This window comes from Polaromonas sp. YR568, assembly GCF_943369415.1.
In the GTDB taxonomy this organism is placed as follows: Bacteria; Pseudomonadota; Gammaproteobacteria; order Burkholderiales; family Burkholderiaceae_C; genus Polaromonas.
The window spans coordinates 61,017-78,281 of the sequence record NZ_CALRNF020000009.1 but is presented as its reverse complement, the minus strand read 5'-3'; the positions used below and the strand labels follow the sequence as shown (position 1 = coordinate 78,281).

Annotated in this window: 20 protein-coding genes; 11 read left to right on the top strand and 9 right to left on the bottom strand. The window is 64.2% G+C overall.

What is annotated here, in order from left to right:
- Nucleotides 1-16: 16 nt before the first annotated feature.
- Nucleotides 17-1,237 carry a polyhydroxyalkanoate depolymerase gene (locus tag ACLV74_RS08240; protein WP_411878892.1) on the top strand — a complete coding sequence of 407 codons (1,221 nt, stop codon included), beginning with the start codon at nt 17-19 and terminating at the stop codon, nt 1,235-1,237.
- 646 nt (nt 1,238-1,883) lie between these two features.
- On the opposite strand, the gene ACLV74_RS08235 is transcribed toward ACLV74_RS08240, so the two are convergent.
- A complete protein-coding gene (locus tag ACLV74_RS08235; RefSeq protein WP_411878891.1) occupies nt 1,884-3,071 on the bottom strand; it encodes an MFS transporter in 1,188 nt (395 codons plus the stop codon).
- Nucleotides 3,072-3,145: 74 nt separating this feature from the next.
- The gene (locus ACLV74_RS08230; protein WP_411878890.1) at nt 3,146-3,601 is read right to left on the bottom strand and encodes a CBS domain-containing protein; all 456 of its coding nucleotides are present in this window, start codon (nt 3,599-3,601) and stop codon (nt 3,146-3,148) included.
- Between the two features lie 154 nt (nt 3,602-3,755).
- Between ACLV74_RS08230 and ACLV74_RS08225 the strand changes: the two genes are divergently transcribed.
- Genes ACLV74_RS08225 through ACLV74_RS08215 form a run of 3 tightly spaced genes read left to right on the top strand, consistent with a single transcriptional unit; the run spans nt 3,756 to nt 7,176 of the window.
- The gene (locus tag ACLV74_RS08225; RefSeq protein ID WP_411878889.1) at nt 3,756-5,081 is read left to right on the top strand and encodes an O-acetylhomoserine aminocarboxypropyltransferase; all 1,326 of its coding nucleotides are present in this window, start codon (nt 3,756-3,758) and stop codon (nt 5,079-5,081) included.
- Between the two features lie 2 nt (nt 5,082-5,083).
- A complete protein-coding gene (locus ACLV74_RS08220) occupies nt 5,084-5,893 on the top strand; it encodes an alpha/beta fold hydrolase (protein WP_411878888.1) in 810 nt (269 codons plus the stop codon).
- Complete coding sequence (locus ACLV74_RS08215; protein WP_411878887.1) at nt 5,890-7,176, top strand: cytochrome P450; 1,287 nt, start codon at nt 5,890-5,892, stop codon at nt 7,174-7,176. Before ACLV74_RS08220 ends, ACLV74_RS08215 begins: the two co-directional genes overlap by 4 nt.
- Here ACLV74_RS08215 and ACLV74_RS08210 read toward each other — a convergent pair whose 3' ends face one another.
- Nucleotides 7,177-7,581, bottom strand: coding sequence for a thioredoxin family protein (locus ACLV74_RS08210; protein WP_411878886.1), 405 nt, complete (start codon nt 7,579-7,581; stop codon nt 7,177-7,179).
- Between the two features lie 103 nt (nt 7,582-7,684).
- Here ACLV74_RS08210 and ACLV74_RS08205 point away from each other — a divergent pair, with 103 nt between their 5' ends.
- Nucleotides 7,685-8,053 carry an Mpo1-like protein gene (locus tag ACLV74_RS08205; RefSeq protein ID WP_411878885.1) on the top strand — a complete coding sequence of 123 codons (369 nt, stop codon included), beginning with the start codon at nt 7,685-7,687 and terminating at the stop codon, nt 8,051-8,053.
- A gap of 1 nt (nt 8,054) precedes the next feature.
- Here the strand turns inward: ACLV74_RS08205 and ACLV74_RS08200 are convergent, their stop codons facing one another.
- The 5 genes from ACLV74_RS08200 to ACLV74_RS08180 all read right to left on the bottom strand — a co-directional run bounded on the left by ACLV74_RS08200 (nt 8,055) and on the right by ACLV74_RS08180 (nt 10,625).
- The gene (locus ACLV74_RS08200) at nt 8,055-8,288 is read right to left on the bottom strand and encodes a hypothetical protein (protein WP_411878884.1); all 234 of its coding nucleotides are present in this window, start codon (nt 8,286-8,288) and stop codon (nt 8,055-8,057) included.
- Between the two features lie 5 nt (nt 8,289-8,293).
- Nucleotides 8,294-8,503 carry a DUF3606 domain-containing protein gene (locus ACLV74_RS08195; RefSeq protein WP_411878883.1) on the bottom strand — a complete coding sequence of 70 codons (210 nt, stop codon included), beginning with the start codon at nt 8,501-8,503 and terminating at the stop codon, nt 8,294-8,296.
- 236 nt (nt 8,504-8,739) lie between these two features.
- A complete protein-coding gene (locus tag ACLV74_RS08190) occupies nt 8,740-8,892 on the bottom strand; it encodes a hypothetical protein (RefSeq protein ID WP_411878882.1) in 153 nt (50 codons plus the stop codon).
- A 174-nt stretch (nt 8,893-9,066) separates the two neighbouring features.
- Nucleotides 9,067-9,303, bottom strand: coding sequence for a hypothetical protein (locus ACLV74_RS08185; protein ID WP_411878881.1), 237 nt, complete (start codon nt 9,301-9,303; stop codon nt 9,067-9,069).
- A gap of 107 nt (nt 9,304-9,410) precedes the next feature.
- Nucleotides 9,411-10,625, bottom strand: coding sequence for a YihY family inner membrane protein (locus tag ACLV74_RS08180; RefSeq protein ID WP_411878880.1), 1,215 nt, complete (start codon nt 10,623-10,625; stop codon nt 9,411-9,413).
- Nucleotides 10,626-10,658: 33 nt separating this feature from the next.
- On the opposite strand from ACLV74_RS08180, the gene ACLV74_RS08175 reads away from it, so the two are divergent.
- The 6 genes from ACLV74_RS08175 to xth all read left to right on the top strand — a co-directional run bounded on the left by ACLV74_RS08175 (nt 10,659) and on the right by xth (nt 15,334).
- A complete protein-coding gene (locus ACLV74_RS08175) occupies nt 10,659-11,033 on the top strand; it encodes a DUF2069 domain-containing protein (RefSeq protein WP_411878952.1) in 375 nt (124 codons plus the stop codon).
- Between the two features lie 15 nt (nt 11,034-11,048).
- Complete coding sequence (locus ACLV74_RS08170; RefSeq protein ID WP_411878879.1) at nt 11,049-12,470, top strand: FAD-binding oxidoreductase; 1,422 nt, start codon at nt 11,049-11,051, stop codon at nt 12,468-12,470.
- Between the two features lie 73 nt (nt 12,471-12,543).
- Nucleotides 12,544-13,374: a thymidylate synthase gene (locus tag ACLV74_RS08165; RefSeq protein WP_411878878.1), complete on the top strand. Its 831-nt coding sequence runs from the start codon at nt 12,544-12,546 to the stop codon at nt 13,372-13,374.
- 32 nt (nt 13,375-13,406) lie between these two features.
- The gene (locus tag ACLV74_RS08160; RefSeq protein WP_411878951.1) at nt 13,407-13,877 is read left to right on the top strand and encodes a dihydrofolate reductase; all 471 of its coding nucleotides are present in this window, start codon (nt 13,407-13,409) and stop codon (nt 13,875-13,877) included.
- Between the two features lie 38 nt (nt 13,878-13,915).
- Nucleotides 13,916-14,518 carry a DUF4337 domain-containing protein gene (locus ACLV74_RS08155; RefSeq protein ID WP_411878877.1) on the top strand — a complete coding sequence of 201 codons (603 nt, stop codon included), beginning with the start codon at nt 13,916-13,918 and terminating at the stop codon, nt 14,516-14,518.
- 39 nt (nt 14,519-14,557) lie between these two features.
- Nucleotides 14,558-15,334 carry an exodeoxyribonuclease III gene (xth, locus tag ACLV74_RS08150; RefSeq protein WP_411878876.1) on the top strand — a complete coding sequence of 259 codons (777 nt, stop codon included), beginning with the start codon at nt 14,558-14,560 and terminating at the stop codon, nt 15,332-15,334.
- A gap of 329 nt (nt 15,335-15,663) precedes the next feature.
- On the opposite strand, the gene ntrC is transcribed toward xth, so the two are convergent.
- Nucleotides 15,664-17,184, bottom strand: a complete 1,521-nt coding sequence (gene ntrC / locus ACLV74_RS08145; RefSeq protein WP_411878875.1) for a nitrogen regulation protein NR(I) — start codon at nt 17,182-17,184, stop codon at nt 15,664-15,666.
- Nucleotides 17,185-17,265 lie beyond the last annotated feature (81 nt).

Here is a 17,265-nt window from a genome sequence, read left to right as displayed (position 1 = left end):
TCAAGCCAGGAAACCCATGCTTTACCAGGCCTACCAACTCCAGTCCGACCTGATGTCCCCGCTTCGCCTGCTGGCGCAGGGCGGCAGCGCGGCGCTCTGGCTGGGCAAAACCGAAGGCAGCCTGCTGCGCAAGTTTTCGGCCTCGATGGAAGTGTTTTCGCGCCTGCGCCTGACGCATTCACGCCCGGCTTACGGCATCACCTCGGTGAAGGTGGGCGAGCGCGAACTTGCCGTGACCGAGGAGGCCGTCCTCACCATGCCTTTCGGCACCTTGCTGCGCTTCAAGAAAGAAGCGCCGGCCGATCTGCCCTACCAGCCGCCGGTGCTGCTGGTGGCGCCGCTGTCGGGCCATTTCGCCACGCTGCTGCGCGAGACCGTGCGCACGCTGCTGCAGGACCACGACGTCTACATCACCGACTGGCACAACGCGCGCGACGTGTCGCTGCGCCACGGCGCTTTCGCGCTGGACGACTACATCGACCACATGATCCGCTTCACCCAGGCGATAGGCCCGGGCACCCATGTGGTGGCGGTGTGCCAGCCCTGCGTGGCGGCGCTGGCCGCCGCGGCCATCATGGCCGAAGACGACGACCCCGCCCAGCCGCGCAGCCTGACCCTGATGGCCGGCCCGGTGGACTGCCGCGTGAACCCGACCGGCGTGAACACCCTGGCCACCAGCAAGCCGATTGAGTGGTTCGAGAAAAATTTGATCAGCCATGTGCCGCTGCCGCATGTAGGCTACATGCGGCGTGTGTACCCGGGCTTTGTGCAACTGAGCGCCTTCCTGAGCATGAACCTGGAGCGGCACAAAAAATCCTTCCAGGATATGTACCAGCACCTGCTCGAAGGCGACGTGGAAAAAGCCGATGTCATCCGCGTGTTCTACGACGAGTACCTGGCCGTCAACGACCTGCCGGCCGAGTTCTACCTGGAGACCGTCGAGAAAGTGTTCCAGACCTACGACCTGCCGCTGGGCAAACTCAGCTACCGCGGCCGCCTCGTGAAACCCGCCGCCATCCGGCGCACGGCGTTGATGACTGTGGAAGGCGAGCGCGACGACATCTGCGCCGTCGGGCAGACGGTGGCGGCGCAAGACCTATGCACCGGCATACGGCCCTACATGAAAACACACCACGTGCAGACGGGTGTGGGGCACTACGGCGTCTTCAGCGGGCGCAAGTGGAACCAGCAGATTTATCCCCGGGTCAGGGAGATGATTCATGCGAGCATGGGGTGAGACTTCGCCGGGTCTTGCGCCGGCTTGCGCGCTCTTGCCCTCTGCGTAGGCCTGCTGGCCGGGGGTAGCCCGGCAGCTACTCACTTTTCTTTTGCTTCGCCAAAAGAAAAGTAAGCAAAAAAAGGCGACCCTGGTTGCTGCGTCCCTCCGCTTCGCTGCGGGCAACCTGCGGTGCTCGGTTCAGGCGGGGTCTCGCTAAACTCGCTACGCTCAGACAACGCGATCCCTGATCCGCCTGAACCTGCGCTCCTCGGCGCATCCACAAGGGGTGGGGAAGAAATACCAATACCGAATACCTGAAGAAACAAGGACACGCCGTGGCGTGTCCTCGTTGGTATTTGTATTGGTTCTTTGTCTTCTGTCCCCGCCCCCGCTCCCGATTGCCCCTTGTGGATGCGCCGAGGAGCGGAGGTCCAGACGGATCAGGGCAAAAACTTGTTTGAGCGAAGCGAGTTGTTTTTGACCCCGGCTGGACCGAGCACCGCAGGTTGCCCGGAGCGAAGCGCAGGGGACGCAGGAGCCAGGGTCGCCTTTTCTTTGGTGACTTTCTTTTGGCGAAGCAAAAGAAAGTTACTGGCCGCCGGGCCACTCCCGGCCAGCAAGCCCATGCAGAGGGCAAGAGCGCGCAAGCCGGCGCAAGACCCGGCTACCGCCCTCTTCCACTCCAGGCAGCAAGAACCCCAATCAACCCCATCACCAAAACCAGTCCCAAAATCACCCCCCTCCCCTCCATCACCCCCGCAAACACCCCCACCAGCATCCCAGCCAGCGGCTGCGACAAATTGTTGAGCATCACGATCACACCGGTGGTCTTGCCGAGATCGCGCGGCGGGATCAGCTTTTGCCGCAGGCTGCGGATGTAGACGTTGAACATCTTGTCAAAGCCGATGACCAGCAGGAAGCCGGCGGTGTAGACCCAGAAGTTGCCGGCCAGCCCGGTGAGCAGGCCGCCGGCCAGCATCACGCTGTAAGACACCAGGCCCAGGGTGCGCAAGGGCAGCACGCTTCGGGCGATGAAGAGCAGGATGACGACGGTGGCGATGGCGCCTGCGGTTTGCAGCACGGCGTAATCGCCCGCCGTGCGCTGCAGCACCCCGGTGACCATCGCGGCCGAAGTCGCCAGCGTGACGCCTATGACGAGGTTGACGCCGGCTGCCAGTGCGATGACTTTTTTGAGGCCGGGCAGGTGCAGCACCTGCGAGAACGCGGTGCGCACGGGTGCGGCCCAGTGGCCCGGTGCGGGTTCAGGCGCGGCGAGCGTGACGGTGTTCTGGCGCTTCCACAAGGTCACTGCCCCGTCGGCAATGAGGAAAAAGCCCGCCGTCGCGCCAACGACCATGGGCCAGGGCATCCATCGCAGCAGCAGCGAGGCCAGCAAAGGGCCCAGCACCATGCCAAGCTGGTCGGCGATCTGTGCGTGGGCCAGCACTTTTTCAAAGCGGTGCTGCCGGAATATCTGCGGCAGCATGACCTCGCGGGCCATCAGGCCCTGGGTGGTGAGCACGCCGCAGACGGCCGACAGCGCGATCAGCCAGCCGACGCCGCCTGCCCACTGGAAGGCGATGACGCCGGCGATGCAGACCAGCGCGCGGTAAAGCTGGCTGATGCGCAGCAGCTTGAGGGGCGAGACGCGGTCGCAAAGCGCACCGCAGACCGGAAAAGCCAGGAAGCGCGGAAGGGTTTCGAGTGTGAAGGCGATGCCGGACCAGGCGACGCTGCCGGTGGTTTCAAACACCACCAGCGGCACGAGGAACAGCAGGATCTGGTCGGCCAGCCGGGAGAAAAACAGCGAGGCATAAAACAGCAGCCCGCCTGCATCACGCTTGTCGCTCACCCCCTGCTCCCACCTGAGGCCCGGATGCCTTGCGCACCGGGCGGTTGTTGTTTAAAAAATGCGAGGCGCCCGCTTCAGTTGTGGTCGGCGGCGTCTTCGGTGGGCCAGTCGCGGATGTAGGCCTTGAGCATCTTGTTTTCGAAGTTCTGGCTGTCGACCACGGCCTTGGCGACGTCGTAGAGGCTGATCACGCCCATCATGACCTTCTGGTTCATCACAGGCATGTAGCGCGCGTGGCGCTCCAGCATCATGCGGCGGACTTCGTCGAGCTCGGTCTCGGAAGTGCAGGTGAGCGGGTGGTCGTCCATGGCGGTGCGGACCAGCGTGGTGCCGATCTCGCCGCCGTTCTTGACGATGCAGACGATGACCTCGCGGAAGGTCAGCATGCCGACCAGGTCACCGTGCTCCATGACCACCAGCGAGCCTATGTCTTTTTCGGCCATGATCTGGGCCGCCTTGGCAAGGGGTTCGTCGGGCTGGACGGTGTAGAGCGTGTTGCCTTTAACGCGCAGTATGTCTAGAACCTTCATGGCCGTCTCCTCGGTTGTGCTGCCAGCATGACCCCATTGTCCCACCGCGGCGCGGCGAGAGGGCGAATTCAGTTTAAATATAGCCCACAATCAAACGGCTGGTTGCAACAATTTCCCCGCGTACGGCCACTTTTTTCTGACTGGAGACAAACCCATGCCCGGTTATTCCGACCCCGGTTTCGACACCCTGGCGCTGCACGCGGGCGCCGCGCCCGACCCGGCTACGGGCGCGCGCGCCGTGCCCATCCACCTGACCACCTCTTTCGTCTTCGAATCGAGCGAGCATGCGGCCAGCCTCTTCAACCTGGAGCGCGCGGGCCATGTCTATTCGCGTATCAGCAACCCGACCAATGCGGTGCTGGAGCAGCGGGTGTCCGCGCTGGAGGGCGGCATAGGCGCGATCGCCACCGCCAGCGGCCAGGCCGCGCTGCACCTGGCCATCGCCACGCTGATGGGCGCGGGCTCGCACATCGTAGCCTCCACCGCGCTCTACGGCGGCAGCCAGAACCTGCTGCATTACACGATGCGCCGTTTCGGCATAGACACCACCTTCGTCAAGCCCGGCGACATCGACGGCTGGCGCGCGGCCGTGCGGCCCAACACCAAGCTGTTTTTCGGCGAAACCGTGGGCAACCCGGGGCTGGACGTGCTGGACATTGAGGCCGTATCAAACATCGCCCACGAAGCGGGCGTGCCGCTGCTGGTGGATTCCACCCTGACCTCGCCCTGGCTGATCAAGCCTTTTGACCACGGCGCCGACCTGGTCTACCACTCGGCCACCAAATTCCTGAGCGGGCACGGCACCGTCATAGGCGGCATCGTGGTGGACGGCGGCAGCTTCGACTGGGAAAAGTCCGGCAAATTCGCCGAGCTGACCGAGGCCTATGACGGCTTCCACAACATGGTGTTCAGCGAGGAAAGCACGGTGGGCGCGTTTTTGCTGCGCGCGCGGCGCGAAGGCCTGCGCGACTTCGGCGCCTGCATGAGCCCGCACACGGCCTGGCTGATCCTGCAGGGCATTGAAACCCTGCCGCTGCGCATGGCGCGGCACATGGGCAATACCGAAAAAGTGGTCGAATTCCTGGCCAGCCACCCGCTGGTGTCGCGCGTGGGCCATCCCATGCTTGAATCCCATGCCAGCCATGCCCTCGCCAAAAAACTGCTGCCGCGCGGCGCGGGCTCGGTCTTCAGCTTCGACATCAAGGGCAACCGCGAGCAGGGCAAGGCCTTTATCGAAGCGCTCAAGGTGTTCAGCCACCTGGCCAACGTGGGCGACTGCCGCAGCCTGGTGATACACCCGGCCAGCACCACCCACTTCCGCATGACGGACGAGGCGCTGGCGGCCGGCGGCATCACGCAGGGCACGATACGCCTGTCCATAGGCCTGGAAGACCCGGACGACCTGATCGACGACTTGAAGCGCGCGCTCAAGGCGGCCGAAAAAGCGGGCGTGAACCCGGCCGTGAAAGCGAGGGGCTGAGCATGTACCTAGACGTCCAGGGCCATAAAACCTATTGCTACACCGGCGGCAAGCCGTTTGATGCGGCCAAACCCACCGTGGTGTTTATCCATGGCGTGCTCAACGACCACAGCGTGTGGATTTTGCAGACGCGCTACCTGGCCAACCATGGCTGGAACGTGCTCGCGGTGGACCTGCCGGGCCACTGCAAAAGCGCGGGCGACGCGCCCGCCTCGGTGGAGGAAGCGGCCGGTTTCGTGGCCGCACTGCTGGACGCCGCCGGCGTGCAGCGCGCGGCGCTGGTCGGCCACAGCTGGGGTTCGCTGATCGCCCTGGAAGCGGCCTCCCGGCTGAAGGAGCGCGTAAGCCACCTGGTACTGGTGGGCACGGCCTTCCCGATGAAGGTCTCGCAGGCCTTGCTCGATGCGGCGCTGAACGAACCGATGAAGGCGCTGGCCATGGTGAATGTGTTTTCACGCAGCACGCTGGCGCCGCCGCTGGGCGCGGGCAGCTGGGTGCACGGCGCCAGCATGGCGCTGGGCCGGCGAGTGCTGGCCAGCAACACCAAAGTCAACGTCTTCCACCGCGGCTTCAAGGCCTGCGACAGCTATGCCAACGGCGATGCCGCGATCAGCCAGGTCACCTGCCCGGTGTTGTTTGTGCTGGGGGCGCTGGACCAGATGACGACCGAAAAAGCCGCGCAGGCGCTGCTGGGCAAGGCCAGGGACAGCGGCAAGAAGGTCAGCGTCGCCAGCCTGCCCGTGGGTCACCACCAGATGAGCGAGGCGCCGGAAGCGACGCTGTTTGCGATCCGCGATTTTCTCCAGCCATGAACGGGCCGGTGAGTACGGCGCCCATGACGCGCGAACGCGCGCGGGACATCGCCGCCAGCCTGGACCTGCGCGCCCTGCCCGCCGACTTCTACGCCAACCCTTACCCGGTGTATGCCGCGCTGCGCGAGGCCGAGCCGGTCAGGCGCATGCCCGACGGCTCCTTCTTCCTGACGCGCCATGCCGACCTGGTGGCCGTCTACCGTGACGCGCAAGCCTTCAGTTCCGACAAGAAGGTGGAATTTGAACCCAAGTACGGCGCGGCGTCCGCGCTGTTCGAGCACCACACCACCAGCCTGGTCTTCAACGACCCGCCGCTGCACACGCGCGTGCGCAAGCTCATCATGGGCGCGCTGACGCGGCGCGCGATTGCCGACATGGAGCCCGGCCTGGTCACGCTGGTCGACGGCCTGCTCGATGCGGTTGAAGCCAGGGGCGGCGGCGACCTGGTCGAGGATTTCGCCTCGGCCATCCCGGTGGAGATCATCGGCAACCTGCTGGGCGTGCCGCATGCGGACCGCGCGCCGCTGCGCGGCTGGTCGCTGGCGATTCTGGGCGCGCTCGAACCCAAACTGACACCGGAGCAGGAGGCCCTGGGCAACCAGGGCGTGCGCGAGTTCACGGCCTACCTCAAGGACCTGGTGGCCGACCGGCGCCTTCACCCGGGCGACCCGGAGCATGACGTGCTGACGCGGCTCATAGGCGACGAGGCGAACGCGGACAAGCTCAGCGAAAGCGAGCTGCTGCAAAACTGCGTGTTCATCCTCAACGCCGGCCATGAAACCACGACCAACCTGATCGGCAATGCGCTGGTCGCGCTGCAGGAGCGGCCTGCGGCTCTGGCCGGCTTGCTGCCGGGCCTGCAGCGGCTTGCGGACGATCCACAGGGTATGGAAGCGCTTATGACGCCGGCGGTCGACGAGTTCCTGCGCTTCGAATCGTCCAACCAGCTCAGCAACCGGCGCGCGCTGGTGGAAGCGAACATAGGCGGCGTTCAGCTACCCGCCGGCAGCCTGTTGACGCTGTGCATAGGCGCGGCCAATCGCGACCCGGCGCAGTTTGCCGACCCTGACGAGCTGGACCTGGCGCGGCAAAACAACCGCCACCTGGCATTCGGCTTTGGTATCCACCAATGCGCGGGCCTGAGCCTGGCGCGGCTGGAGGGCCGTATCGCCATCGGCCGCTTTCTTCAGCGCTTTCCGGGCTACCGCCTGAGCGCCAGCCCCACACGCGGCGGGCGTGCGCGCTTCAGGGGTTTCCTGAAAGCGCCGTTTTCCATCGGTTGATCAGTGGGCTATCCAGTGCTGCGTCGCACCCTGCAAGGCCTGAAGCAAGGCCTGCGTGGAAGGTGAGTGCGGCGTAGCGGGCTCACCTGCCTGCGCCAGCGAATCGAGCAGGCGCGAGAGCGTTTGCGCATGCGGCGGCAACGGGCCCAGAAAGCGCGTGCCGCCCGCATCGGCAATCAGGAGCGTGGGAAAGGTTTCCACCTCGATGTCGCCGACCAGCTCCGCGTGGTCCTCGATGTCCAGCCAGGCAAAGCGGCTGCCGGGATAACGCGCCGCCATCTGCCTGAAAAGCTCGCCGTAGTCCCGGCACAGGCCACACCAGTCCGCGCACAGGCAGACGACCCAGCGCACCCCAAGATCCGGCGGACTGAAGGATGCCGTTATCGGCGTTATGGGGAGATGCATGCAGTGAACGAAACAGGGGTGACAGCAAAGGATTGACTATTATGGCCAGCGCCGCAAAATGGTGAGCGACACGGGGACAAACCCCGGCACAGGAGACAACACGATGAATGCCACGCAAAGCGAGGCCGCGCAAGCCGGCCCAGCCACACCTACGGATCCCCGCAGCTTCGATTCGTTTGCAAGCTTTTATCCGTTCTACCTGAACGAGCACCGCAACCCCACCTGCCGCCGCCTGCACTTTGTAGGCTCCAGCCTCACGCTGCTGTGCCTGGTGGCGCTGGCGGCCACGCGCAACCCCTGGTGGCTACTGGCCGGCCTGCTCTGCGGTTACGGCTTTGCCTGGGTGGGGCACTTCGGCTTTGAAAAGAACAAGCCGGCTTCGTTCAAGCGGCCGCTCTACAGTTTCATGGGCGACTGGGTGATGTACCGCGACATGTGGGTGCAGGCCTTTAAACGGGCCACCCACACCTGACTCAGTGCGGACCTTGGGGCTGGAACACGCTGGCCTTGAGTTCCTTCAGGCAGGCCGCGCCGGCATGCAGGGCGGCTTCGTGCGTCGGATAGGGATGGTCGGAGGCCTCAATGCGAAGGTCGGCCATGCGCTCATCGGCCGACAGCTGGGTGACCACCCAGTAAAAAAGGCCGGCCGACGGCTCTTTGACACGAACGGCAAGCGGTCCTGGCTGCAAGGGAAAGGAAGGGGGCATGGCGCTCACAGCATCTTCCCCAATTCATTGCTGACGTCTTTGGCTGCGGGACCCACCTCGGCCACGGCGACGCGCAACTCCAGTTCGCTGCAGTCCAGCGCCGCGACCCAATAGTTCAAAGAGTCTTCCTGGGTAATGTCGATGGGGTCAATCGACGTGTCCGACGTGTTGGAGTGGTTGGATGTATCAGCAGAGGCGTAGGCGGGTGATGTCACGATTTTCTCCAGCTAGGTTGATAAGGCATGGAAGGAATCTTGTCCCAGGCTTCGCGGATGCCTTGTAAGAATCCCGCCCGCCTGCATGAAGTCCCGTGAAAGAGACGCAACGAAACGTGGCTGCGGTGACAGGGACTTAACAAGGTTGACAAAAACTTGACGCCCTTAAAACCTGAGCTTATGAGCTTTCGCGCAATGGGGTCGATCAGGCGGCATCAAGTTCCATCGCGAATCGTTCAAGCCTGTTTAGGTGTCCCGCCTTTGCGTGCGACGGGTTTTTTACCCGCCGAAGCCGGCGAGCGGGAAGCTGCCTGTTTTTCGGTGTAGCTTTTGTAGAGCTTGGCCGCCAGGCCGGAGGTGATGGCAAACACCAGCAGTTTTTTCAGCATGAGAAATCTCCATTGAAGTGAAGTGAATGTTCAGGTGCGGCTTGCACCCGGCCCGCCCTCTGCAGGCCAGGTTCACATCGTAGGAATTTCATGGCGGCGCAGAAGTGCGCCTATGCCGCAAACGCGTGTGCGGCCTGTCTTACCGGAATGGGAGCCGGGTAGGGGCGGCAAAGCTCAGGCGTCAGGTTCCCCGTCCACACGAATGCCGAGCTGCTTCATCTTGACGCGCTGCTCCACGGCGAGGCTCCATCGCTCGAAGTCCTCGTTGGTGGGCGCCGGCCCGTTGCCGGTCTGGTAGGCCCACATCCTGGCCGTCAGTTCCTCATACATCTGCCTGGCGTCGCGTTGCTCCCGGCGCTCCTGGGCGATGGCGCCGTCAAGCTTTTCCCGGGCATTGGTTTTTGCTGGCATCTTCTTGTGCGTAGAAAAAACAAAGGGCTTTGATTTTGTTACAACGCCGGATCGCCAACAAGAATTCCCCTCGCACCTTATCGGTTTTCCCCGGCAGGCCTGTGTTTTTACAATGCGTCGCGCAGCCGCAGCGCGGGCCAGCGGGCTTTTTCCCACAGGTTTTGCACCGCGTCGGCCTTGTCGAGCAGAAGCTGCTGGATCAAGGGCTCCAGCGCCGTGGCATCCGGGTCGGCCAGCAACAGGTAGCGGGCCTCGGTCTCGCCTTCCGCCTCGTTGAGCTGTCCCACCCAGTCCAGCGCCACCAAGGTTTCCAGCACCGGCTCCAGTTGCAGGCCGTCCACCCGCAGCATTTCGGCCAGCTGCGAGGCGCTCACGCCTTTTCTCGGGCTGGAAAGCGCCTTGTGCAGTTGCTGCAGCACTTCAATGGCCAGCTGGAAATACCAGCCATGGGCGCTGCCGCGGCGCGCCACGCCGGCCAGCAGGCTGGGCAGGTAGGCAGCAATCACCGCGCCCATCAGCACGATGACCCAGGAGACGTAAATCCACACAAGCAAAATCGGCAGGGTCGCGAAGGCGCCGTAGACCAGCGAATAGGTCGGCACCGCGCTGAGGTACAGGCTGAGCACCCGCTTGGCCACCTCGATGCCGGCGGCCACAAAGAGGCCTCCGGCCCAGGCATGCGTCCATTTCACAAAGGTGTTGGGCACATAGCGGTACATCGCCGCCATGCCGCCGGCCACCAGGAAGAATTGCAGGATGTTGAGCAGGAAGCGTAGGCTGGTCGGCAAGGCGCCCACCAGGCCGCCCGAGGCCGACAGCACATAGGATGTGACCGCCAGGCTGGCCGCCAGCAGCAGCGGCCCCAGGGTGATGGCGGCCCAGTAGATCAGCACGCGCTGCGTGAGCGGCCGCGCTTTCTTGACGCGCCAGATGCCGTTGAGCGTGCGGTCTATGGTGAGGATGAGTGCGATGGCCGTGACCAGCAGCACGGCCAGGCCGGCGATGCCCAGCTTGTTGGCCTGGCGGCTGAACTGCGTGAGGTAGCCCAGCACCTGGCGCGCGATGTTGTCGGGGATCAGGCTCTGGATCAGCCATGCCTGCAGCGCACCCTGCAGCTTCGAGAACATCGGGAAGGCCGTGAAAACCGCCAGTGCCACGGTGAAAAAAGGCACCAGCGCGATCGAGGTGGTGAAGGTCAGGCTGCTGGCCGTCAGGCCCATGTGGTCTTCGCGGAAACGGTCGCGCAAGGTGAGCGCCGTGCCGCGCCACGGGAAGCGCGACAGGTCTTCAAGGAGGTCCTGCAGGTATTGCTGGAATTTCATCCCCGGTATCATGCCACTGAGATTCCTATGACTATGAACAAAACTGAGCAGATCGACTTCACCCGCCGCCTCGCGCTGGCCAGCCTGCTGGGCCTCATCGTGCTGGGCCTGGCCTGGGAAATGTGGCTGGCGCCGATCCGGCCCGGCGGCTCGCTGCTGGCGCTCAAGGTGCTGCCGCTGTGCATCCCGCTGGCCGGCATCCTGAAGAACCGCATGTACACCTACCGCTGGGTCAGCCTGCTGGTGTGGCTGTACTTCACCGAAGGCGTGGTGCGGGCCTGGAGCGACCGCGCGCCGGGCAACTACCTGGGCCTGAGCGAGGTGTTCCTGTGCCTCACGCTGTTCGCGGCCTGCGCGCTGCATGTGCGCGTGCGCCTGAAAAATGCCCCAGCCCCATCAACCCTCTAACCTGAAGCCAACCTCGTGAGCACGCACAACCCACTGATTGAATCCCTGCGCCAGATCGTCGGCGCGCCCAATGTCCTGACCGAGGGCGACCTGACGACCTGGGTGCAGGACTGGCGCAAGCGCGAAACCGGCAAAGCCCTGGCCGTGGTGCGCCCGGGCTCCACACCGGAAGTCGCGGCCGTGGTGAAAGCCTGCGCCGCGGCGCGGGTGAGCATCGTGCCGCAGGGCGGCAATACCGGCATGGTGGTCGGGTCGACGCCCGACGCCAGCGGCACGCAGGTGGTGCTGAGCCTGACACGCATGAACAAGGTGCGCACGCTCGATGCCGGCAACCTGACGATTACCGTCGACGCCGGCTGCGTGCTGCAAAACCTGCAGGAAGCCTGCGAAAAAGCCGGTTTCCTGTTTCCCCTGAGCCTGGCCTCGGAGGGCAGTTGCACCATAGGCGGCAACCTCGGCACCAACGCCGGCGGCACCCAGGTCGTGCGTTACGGCAACACGCGCGACCTCTGCCTGGGGCTGGAAGTCGTGAACGCGCAGGGCGAAATCTGGGACGGCCTCACCGGCCTGCGCAAGGACAACACCGGTTACGACCTGCGCCACCTGTTCATCGGCAGCGAAGGTACGCTGGGCGTGATCACCGGCGCGACCATGAAGCTGTATCCCATGCCCAAGTCCCAGCTCACTGCCTTTGCCGCCGTGCCCTCGCTCGACGCCGCCGTGCAGTTGCTGGGCCTGGCGCATGAGCACCTCGGTTCGGGCCTGACGGGTTTTGAGGTCATGGGCCAGTTCGCACTCGGCCTGGTGGCCAAACATTTCCCGCAGCAACGCGTGCCCTTCTGGCAAGAGCACCCCTGGTGCGTGGTGCTGGAGAACTCCGACAACGAATCCGAAGCCCATGCGCGTGAATGCTTTGAACGCCTGCTGGAGGCCGCCATGGAGGCCGGCTGCGTGGTCGATGCCGTGGTCGCCGAGAGCATGGCGCAGGCGCACGCGCTGTGGCACATCCGCGAGAGCATCCCGATGGCGCAGGCCGAAGAGGGCCTGAACATCAAGCACGACATCTCGATCAACGTGTCGCGCATCCCCGAGTTCGTCAGTGAAACCAACGCGCTGCTGCTCGAGCGTTTTCCCGGCGCGCGCATGGTCGTCTACGGCCACCTGGGCGACGGCAACCTGCACTACAACGTGCAGGCGCCGGAGAACCAGGACCAGGCGCGTTTCCTCAACGAGCAGGAGGCGCCCATGAATGCGCTGGTCTACGAAGCGGTGGACCGCTACAGGGGCTCGATCTCGGCCGAGCACGGTGTCGGCAGCCTCAAGGTGGACTCGCTGCCCAAGCACAAATCACCTGTGGCGCTGGACATGATGCGCGCCATCAAGCAGGGCCTGGACCCGCTGAACCTGATGAACCCGGGGCGGGTGCTGAAGGCATAATTAAACTTCTGCCTGGCCGCTACCCCGCCGGCCACGGCCACTGCCCTCCTGAACCCCTGCCGACTGGTTTCCAATGACCCGCCCCATCCGCTCCCAATACGAAGATTTCATGCGCCACGTGGACGCCCACGGCGTCTTCAAGGCCGACCGCACCGGCACCGGCACCAAAAGCGTGTTCGGCCACCAGATGCGCTTTGACCTGAACGAGGGATTTCCGCTGGTGACCACCAAGAAGGTGCACCTCAAATCCATCGTCCATGAGCTGCTGTGGTTTCTGCAGGGGTCGAGTGACAACAACTGGCTCAAGGAACGCGGCGTCAGCATCTGGGATGAATGGGCGCGGCCCGATGGTGATCTCGGCCCGGTCTACGGCGTGCAGTGGCGCAGTTGGCCCACGCCAGACGGCGGCCATATCGACCAGATCAGCGAAGTCATCAAGACGCTCAAGACCAACCCCGATTCGCGCCGCATCATCGTGAGCGCCTGGAACGTGGCCGACCTCTCCAAGATGGCGCTGATGCCCTGCCACGCGTTTTTCCAGTTCTACGTGGCTCCCTCCGAGGTGCAGGGCCAGCCCGGCAAACTCAGCTGCCAGCTCTACCAGCGCAGCGCCGACATTTTCCTGGGCGTGCCCTTCAACATCGCGAGCTACGCCCTGCTCACCCACATGGTGGCGCAGCAATGCGACCTGGGCGTGGGCGACTTCATCTGGACCGGCGGCGACTGCCATATCTACAGCAATCACCATGACCAGGTCGCGCTGCAACTGAGCCGCCAGCCCTTCCCCTACCCCACGCTGCAGATCAAGCGCAAGCCCGAATCGATCTTCGACTACCAGTTTGAAGATTTCGAGTTCCTGGACTACCAGCATCACGAGGCCATTAAAGCGCCAGTAGCCGTCTAGCCCAGGAAATCAAAGCCGTGACGCGCATCCACATGATCTTCGCCCGCGCCGCCAACGGCGTGATTGGCCGCGACAACGCCATCCCCTGGCGCCTGCCGGAAGACATGGCGCGTTTCAAGCGCCTGACCCACGGCTGGCCGGTCATCATGGGGCGCAAGACCTGGGATTCGCTGCCGGTGAAATTCCGGCCGCTACCGGGCCGCGCCAACATCGTCATCACCCGGCAGCCTGATTGGAAAGACACCGGCGCCACGACGGCCGCGAGCCTGGCCGACGCGTTGGCGCTGTGTGCCTCGTCGGCCGAGGTGTGGATCATAGGTGGCGCCCAGATTTACACGCAGGCGATGCCGCTGGCCGAGCGCATTGAAGTGACCGAGATTGCCGAAGATATTGAAGGCGACGCGTACGCGCCGCCGCTCGGCCCTGAATGGCGGCAAGCCGCGCGCGAAGACCATGTATCGGCGACCGGTATGAAGTTCAGCTTCATCACCTACCAAAAATAGACCAGCCACAACGTATAACTACACACAAGGGAACTGATATGTCAGGAGGCGGATTTCACGTGCACGGGCCCCACGACCATGAGCTCGAACATGCGGCGCAAGGCGGCCACGGCGGCCATGACGGCCACGAAAAAAGCGGCGGCATGATCGCGCAGATCGCGGTCATCACCGCCATCATCGCGACGGTGGGCGCCATTTTTTCCTACATGGGCGGCGCCACGCAGGCCAATGCGGGCCTCTATAAAAACAACGCGGCCATCCGCAAGACCGAGGCGGCCAACCAGTGGAGTTATTTCCAGGCCAAGAGCACCAAGCAGTCGCTGGCCGAGTTCGCCCGCGACCTGGCGCCCGAAGACAAAAAGGCCGGCTACCAAGGCAAGATAGAGCGTTACGAAAAAGAAAAGAACGAGATCAAGGTGGGCGCCGAGAAGCTGGAAGCCGAAGCCGCCACCTGGGACAAGTCCTCGGACGAGCAGATGCACCAGCACCACCGCTGGGCCCAGGCGACGACGGTATTGCAGGTGTCGATTGCCCTGGCGGCGATTGCCCTGCTGACGCGCAAGAAGTGGCTGGAATACGGCATGTTCGCCATGGCGGCAATCGGGCTGGTCGTGGGCGCGCTGGCCGCGCTGCATATCTGATCGCTATTGAAGCCCTCCTGCGGGCCGGAGCATGAAACCATGAAGATCACGACCTGGAACGTCAACTCGCTGACCGCGCGGCTGGCCCACGTGCTGGACTGGCTGGCGGCCAATCCCGTCGACGTGCTGTGCCTGCAGGAGCTCAAGATGACGGACGACAAGTTTCCGCTGGAGGCACTCAAGGCCGCCGGTTATGAAGCCGCCGCCTTCGGACAGAAAACCTACAACGGCGTGGCCATCCTGTCGCGCGCGCCCATGCGCGAGGTGGTGAAGAACATCGTCGGTTTTGAAGACGAGCATTCGCGTGTGATCGCCGCCACGGTGGACGGCCCGGCGGGCCCCATACGCGTGATGAACGGCTACTTCGTCAACGGGCAGGAGCCCGGCAGCGAAAAATTCGCCTACAAGATGCGCTGGCTGGACGGCCTGCAGGCCTATGTGCGCGCCGAGATGGCGGCGCACCCGCAGCTGGTATTGCTGGGCGACTTCAACATCACGCCGGAAGACCAGGACTCCTTCGACCCGGAAGGCCTGCGCGACACCATCCACCATACGAAAGAAGAACGCGAGCATTTCCGCCAATTGCTGGCGCTGGGCCTGACGGACAGCTTCCGCATGTTTGAGCAGCTGCCGAAAAGCTATTCATGGTGGGACTACCGCATGCTGGGCTACCAGAAGAACCGGGGCTTGCGCATAGACCATATCCTGGTCAGCGAAGCGCTCAAGCCTCAAGTAAAAGGCTGCAGCATAGACCGTGTCCCGCGCAAATGGGAAAAGCCGAGCGACCATGCGCCGGTGACGGTGGAACTGAAGTAGGCCCACCCCCGTCCGGGCTCACTGCGTGTAGCCCGTTCCCCCCTCAAGGGGGCGGCGCCTGGGGCCGGCGAAGCCGGACCCTCGGCCCCCACTGGTGAATACCCCCGCCGTTTACGCCACTGAATTCTTCAACCCAGCCAGGGCCGCGGGACTGGCTTCGCCAGACCGCAGGCGCAGCGGCCCCCTCGGGGGGCAGGGAGCTACACGAAGTGAGCGACCGTGGGGGCCCTCTTCACCAGCAGGGGCCGCGGAACCGGCTTCGCCGGGCCGCAGGCGCAGCGCCCCCTCGGGGGGCAGCGAACCACACGCAGTGGGGAGCGTGGGGGCTCTTATTCCAGGTGGAGTTCCTGGATTTTCCGCGTGATGGTGTTGCGCCCTATTCCCAACTTCTGGGCCGCCTCTATGCGGCGCCCGCGCGTGTTGGCCAGCGCGGTCTGGATCAGCTTGGATTCAAAGCGGCGCGTCAGCACGTCCCAGACGTCGCTGCGCCCGGTGGCAAGCAGGGCCAGGGCTTCGGCTTCGAGGCCGCTTTCCCAGCTGTGGTCCAGGCCGGCGAGCACGGGTGAACCCGCTTCGGGCGCATGCGCCGCAGGCGTTTTGTCAGCGCCGGCGGCCCATTCCACACGAGGGGATTCGGCCTTTTCAGCCGGGGCCTGGATACTGGCCTTGGCGGCGGGCTCGGGGATCATGCCCAGTACTTCCGGCGGAAGATCCTTGGGCTCAATTACCTGGGCCGGCGCCATGACGGTCAGCCAGTGGCAGATGTTTTCGAGCTGGCGCACATTGCCGGGGAAGCCGAAGTTGCTCAGTTGCTGCAGGGCGGTGTCGGATATGCGCTTGGGTTCCACGCCCAGCTGCTTGGCACTTTGCTGCAGGAAATGCCGCGTCAGCATGAAGACGTCTTCACGGCGTTCGCGCAGTGCGGGCAATCGCAGGCGGATCACGTTGAGGCGGTGGAACAAGTCCTCGCGGAAACCGCCTTCCTTGACGCGCTGCTCCAGGTCCTGGTGGGTGGCGGCGATGACGCGCACATTGGCCTTGACGGCGTTGTGCCCGCCGACGCGGTAGAAATGCCCGTCGCTGAGCACACGCAAAAGCCGCGTCTGCAGGTCGAAGGGCATGTCGCCGATTTCGTCGAGGAAGAGCGTGCCGCCCTCGGCCTGCTCGAAGCGGCCGCGCCGCATGGTCTGCGCGCCGGTGAAGGCGCCGCGCTCATGGCCGAAGAGTTCGCTTTCCAGCAAGTCCTTGGGGATGGCGGCGGTGTTGATGGCGACAAAAGGCCCGTTGGCGCGCGGTGAATGCTTGTGCAGCGCGCGCGCCACCAGCTCCTTGCCCGAGCCCGATTCGCCGGTGATCATCACCGTCACCATGCTCTGGCTCAGGCGGCCGATGGCGCGGAACACGTCCTGCATGGCCGGCGCCTGGCCGAGCATTTCGGGCGCGGAGGCCATGCGCTCTTCGGCCACCTCCTCGCGCTGGCTCTCTTCCACCGCGCGGCGGATCAGTTCCACCGCCTTGGGCAGGTCGAACGGTTTGGGCAGGTATTCAAAAGCCCCGCCCTGGAAGGCGGATACCGCGCTGTCCAGGTCGGAGAACGCCGTCATGATGATGACCGGCAGGCCGGGCAGTTTTTCCTTGACCTTCTCGAGCAGGTCCAGGCCCGAGCCGCCGGGCATGCGGATGTCGCTCACCAGGATTTGCGGGCCGTCTTCTTCCGTCGCGTTTTCCAGCGCGGCAAGCACTTCGCGGGGGTTGGTGAAACTGCGCGTCGGAAGGTCCTCGCGGAGCAAGGCCTTTTCCAGAACAAACCGGATGGACTGGTCATCATCAACGATCCAGATCGGTTTCATGTATGCAGTCCCTTTTTTCGTGCTTTCAGCGCAGGGCCCTTTTGAGGCCCTCCTCACCGATTGCGTTATGTATCAATATGG

Coding starts and splice junctions, on each gene's coding strand:
- ACLV74_RS08240 (WP_411878892.1), top strand. CDS start 17: ATGCTTTACCAGGCCTACCAACTCCAGTCCGACCTGATGTCCCCGCTT.
- ACLV74_RS08230 (WP_411878890.1), bottom strand. CDS start 3,601: ATGAAGGTTCTAGACATACTGCGCGTTAAAGGCAACACGCTCTACACC.
- ACLV74_RS08225 (WP_411878889.1), top strand. CDS start 3,756: ATGCCCGGTTATTCCGACCCCGGTTTCGACACCCTGGCGCTGCACGCG.
- ACLV74_RS08220 (WP_411878888.1), top strand. CDS start 5,084: ATGTACCTAGACGTCCAGGGCCATAAAACCTATTGCTACACCGGCGGC.
- ACLV74_RS08215 (WP_411878887.1), top strand. CDS start 5,890: ATGAACGGGCCGGTGAGTACGGCGCCCATGACGCGCGAACGCGCGCGG.
- ACLV74_RS08210 (WP_411878886.1), bottom strand. CDS start 7,581: ATGCATCTCCCCATAACGCCGATAACGGCATCCTTCAGTCCGCCGGAT.
- ACLV74_RS08205 (WP_411878885.1), top strand. CDS start 7,685: ATGAATGCCACGCAAAGCGAGGCCGCGCAAGCCGGCCCAGCCACACCT.
- ACLV74_RS08200 (WP_411878884.1), bottom strand. CDS start 8,288: ATGCCCCCTTCCTTTCCCTTGCAGCCAGGACCGCTTGCCGTTCGTGTC.
- ACLV74_RS08190 (WP_411878882.1), bottom strand. CDS start 8,892: ATGCTGAAAAAACTGCTGGTGTTTGCCATCACCTCCGGCCTGGCGGCC.
- ACLV74_RS08185 (WP_411878881.1), bottom strand. CDS start 9,303: ATGCCAGCAAAAACCAATGCCCGGGAAAAGCTTGACGGCGCCATCGCC.
- ACLV74_RS08180 (WP_411878880.1), bottom strand. CDS start 10,625: ATGAAATTCCAGCAATACCTGCAGGACCTCCTTGAAGACCTGTCGCGC.
- ACLV74_RS08175 (WP_411878952.1), top strand. CDS start 10,659: ATGAACAAAACTGAGCAGATCGACTTCACCCGCCGCCTCGCGCTGGCC.
- ACLV74_RS08165 (WP_411878878.1), top strand. CDS start 12,544: ATGACCCGCCCCATCCGCTCCCAATACGAAGATTTCATGCGCCACGTG.
- ACLV74_RS08160 (WP_411878951.1), top strand. CDS start 13,407: ATGATCTTCGCCCGCGCCGCCAACGGCGTGATTGGCCGCGACAACGCC.
- ACLV74_RS08155 (WP_411878877.1), top strand. CDS start 13,916: ATGTCAGGAGGCGGATTTCACGTGCACGGGCCCCACGACCATGAGCTC.
- xth (WP_411878876.1), top strand. CDS start 14,558: ATGAAGATCACGACCTGGAACGTCAACTCGCTGACCGCGCGGCTGGCC.
- ntrC (WP_411878875.1), bottom strand. CDS start 17,184: ATGAAACCGATCTGGATCGTTGATGATGACCAGTCCATCCGGTTTGTT.